Source organism: Amycolatopsis sp. NPDC054798, from assembly GCF_053611505.1.
The window spans coordinates 31,645-34,875 of record NZ_JBSHAM010000087.1 but is presented as its reverse complement, the minus strand read 5'-3'; the positions used below and the strand labels follow the sequence as shown (position 1 = coordinate 34,875).

Sequence of the window (3,231 nt, the reverse complement as noted above, 5' to 3'; positions counted from 1 at the left end):
GAGCCCCAGGGCTCCGCGGCAGGCTGGCTGCGATGCCCGGCGGCACCGGTCAGTCCACCGGCGTGACCTCGGCCATTTGCGACCAGGCCGCACCGTCCAGGTTCTGGTAGTTGATCTCGGGCTTCTTCGCGACGACCGTCGACATGAACGGGAAGAAGTTCTGCGCGTGCTCGGTGGCCACGTGCGCGTCGCCGGCGGCGCTGTCGGCGAAGACCTCGACCATGACGAATTCGTTCTCGTTCTTGCCGTTCTGGTAATAGTCGAACGAGACGTTGCCCGGTTCGCCGCGCACCTGCTCGGTGTACCGCTCGATGCCTTCGAGCCATTCGGCGCGCTTCTCAGGGCGGATCTGTGCTTTGAGGACAATCAAGATCATGCGCCGAGTATCGCAGATTCGCTACGCGGCCACCGCTGCGGAACGGATCGCTCGCGCCCCCGCCACCGCCGTCACGAGCAGCACCACTCCTCCCCCGAAAACAGCACTCGCCAGGAACGGCACGACGCTGAACGCGGCCGCCGCGCCGCCCGTCTTGACGATCGAGAACGGCAGCACGCACAGCACCGAACCCACCACCGCCACGACAATCGCCAGCAGGGCCGCGGCGGCCGTTTCGCGCAGGAGCATGCCGCGGACCTGCCGGACGGTCGAGCCGATCAGCGACAGCGTCGCGAACTCCGCCCGGCGGTCGCCGATCGCGGCGACCAGGTTGTTGGTCAGCGCGATCGCCATGAACAGCGAGATCAGCACGACCACCAGGTAGTTGATCGACGCCAGGACTTCGGCGGTGCTGCCCGGGACGCTGTGCCGGTTTTCGATGCCCTGCATGGCCAGCGTGCCCGCGGAGACCCCGACCAGCAGCGTCAGGAAGGTGACGATCGGACGGACGCGTTCCGGGGCCGCGCGCAGGTTCATGCCCGCCAGATGCGCCTCGGCGTTCTTCGCCCCGCGCGAGAGGCGGCCGACGATCCGGTTGGCCGCCGCGATCAGCTCCGGAGCCAGGATGGCGGACCCGATCGAGCACAGCACCACGGCGGGACCGGTCAGGCCGGTCGTCGCGATGCTGTCGGCGGGCAGGGCGAGCACTGCGCTCGCCGAGCCGAAACCCGCTGCCAGCAACACGATCGCGGAAATCCGGCGGGGCCGTGCCGACCTCGCGCGGCGCGGGCCGGACGACGCTTCCTCCACCGGACTGCGCCGGGCCGGGCCGCGGCTGCCGATCCACGCCGCCAGAACCCCGGCCAGCAGCACCGCAGCGACGCCGATCAGCGGCAGTGCGACGCCGGGCGCGAAAGACGTGCCCGGCGCGGTGAGCCCGGTCGACCGCACCCCCGTCAGCAGCAGAAGCCCGAGCAGATAGCCGAGGCCAAGGCCGGGCAAGGCAGCCACGGCGGTGATCGCGAGCGTCTCCAGCGAAACGAGCACCCGGATTTGCCGGGGCGCCGCGCCGATCAACCGCAGGCCGCCGATCTCGCCGGACCGCGCGGCGAGCGTGACGCCGATCGTCGACACCATCGCGAACACGACGATCGCGACCACCCAGCCGCCCAGGATCAGCGGGAACTGGGTGAGGAATTCCCGGTCTGCCGGCGCGGTGCCCGCCGAGAGGCCCGTGCCCAGCAGAGTGGTCATCGCGACCACGAGCGCCATCCCGGCGAGCGCGACCAGCCCGGTGGCCACGGCTGCGGCGCGGTGGTGGCCGGACAGCCGCAAAGCGAGTCTCAGCATGTCAATTATTCCTTTCGAAGCCGGGCCGTTCACCGAGCGCCCACCGCGTTCGCCGCCCGTTCGGCCGATTCGACGAGCGTCGCCATCCGGTTCGCCACCGCCGCGGCGGTCGGCCGCGCCAGCTGATCGACCACCAGCCCGTCCGCCAGGAACAGCACCGCGTCGGCATAGGACGCGGCCACCGGGTCGTGCGTCACCATCACGATCGTCTGGCCGCGGTCGGCCAGCTGCCGCAGCAAGCCCAGCACTTCCCGGGCGCTGCGGATGTCCAGCGCGCCGGTCGGTTCGTCGGCGAACACCACCTCCGGATCGGTCACCAGCGCACGGGCCACGGCCACGCGCTGCTGCTGCCCGCCGGAAAGCTGGCCCGGCCGGTGTTTCCCGCGCTGCGCCAGGCCGACCCGCGCCAGCAGATCCGCGGTGCGCCGCGGATCCGGGCGGCGGCCGTCCAACCGCAGCGGCAGCTCGATGTTCTCCTCCGCGGTCAGCGCGGGCAGCAGGTTGAACTGCTGGAACACGAACCCGATCCGCTGCCGCCGCAGTTCGGCCAGGCGTGGTTCGTCCAAAGCGGACAGATCGGTGCCGTCCAGTTCGACGGTCCCCTCGGTCGGGGTGCGCAGACCGGCCGCGCAGTGCAGCAACGTCGTTTTCCCGGAGCCCGACGGGCCCATGATCGCGGCGAAAGCTCCGCGCGGGACGTCCAGGTCTACGCCCCGCAGTGCGTCGACCGGACCGCCTTCGCCGTCGAAGCGGCAGCGCAGCCGCCGGGTGCGGATCGCGGGTGCGGTCATCTCGAGTCCTCCCAGAGTCATGAACGATCGTTTAAAACGAACGTTTACATGATACGTTAGCACGCGTGGGACATCGCGAGAACCTGATCACCGCCGCCCGGGAATGCCTCCTCAAAGCCGGCTACGCGCGCACGACAGTGCGCGACCTCGTCGCCGCCTCCGGGGCGAACCAGGCGTCGATCAACTACCACTTCGGCTCGAAGGAACAGCTGCTCACCCAGGCGTTGTTCGACCTCAACGCCGAGTGGGGCGAGATGCTGTTCGCCGTCCTCACCGACCCGGAGGACGAGAAAGCCGGGCCGGAGCGGCGCTGGGCACGGATCATCGAATCGATCCGCGAAAACCGCGAACTGTGGTTCGTGAACTTCGAAAGCGTCAGCTACCTCCAGCACGACGAGAAGGTCCGCAAGATCAACGCCGAAGGCCAGCAGCAGGCCCGGATCGGGCTCGCGCGCGCCTTCGGCGGCCTCGGACCGGACGCCGACCCGGAGGACGTCCACGCGGTCGGCGCGCATTACTACTCGCTGCTGGTCGGGACCGCGCTGCAGTGGCTGACCGATCCGGACCACGCGCCGTCGGCGGCGGACGTCGTCCGAGCCGACCAGCGAGCCCGCTGACGCCACAGATTCCGGTCCCCCGCGACAGCTCCATCGGGGCCCGCCCGCTTCCGCAGACGTCCGTGAGGGGCCCCTGAGGGAATCTGATTCCCTCAGG

At 70.1% G+C, this 3,231-nt stretch carries 4 protein-coding genes; 1 reads left to right on the top strand and 3 read right to left on the bottom strand.

The window, feature by feature from the left end:
• Nucleotides 1–49 precede the first annotated feature (49 nt).
• Genes ACWGIC_RS35985 through ACWGIC_RS35975 form a run of 3 tightly spaced genes read right to left on the bottom strand, consistent with a single transcriptional unit; the run spans nt 50 to nt 2,517 of the window.
• On the bottom strand, nt 50–376 hold the full coding sequence (locus ACWGIC_RS35985) for a putative quinol monooxygenase (RefSeq protein WP_452080392.1): 327 nt from the start codon (nt 374–376) through the stop codon (nt 50–52).
• Nucleotides 377–397: 21 nt separating this feature from the next.
• Nucleotides 398–1,726, bottom strand: a complete 1,329-nt coding sequence (locus ACWGIC_RS35980) for an FtsX-like permease family protein (RefSeq protein WP_452080391.1) — start codon at nt 1,724–1,726, stop codon at nt 398–400.
• Between the two features lie 29 nt (nt 1,727–1,755).
• A complete protein-coding gene (locus ACWGIC_RS35975) occupies nt 1,756–2,517 on the bottom strand; it encodes an ABC transporter ATP-binding protein (RefSeq protein ID WP_452080394.1) in 762 nt (253 codons plus the stop codon).
• 65 nt (nt 2,518–2,582) lie between these two features.
• Between ACWGIC_RS35975 and ACWGIC_RS35970 the strand changes: the two genes are divergently transcribed.
• A complete protein-coding gene (locus ACWGIC_RS35970; RefSeq protein WP_452080390.1) occupies nt 2,583–3,134 on the top strand; it encodes a TetR/AcrR family transcriptional regulator in 552 nt (183 codons plus the stop codon).
• Nucleotides 3,135–3,231 lie beyond the last annotated feature (97 nt).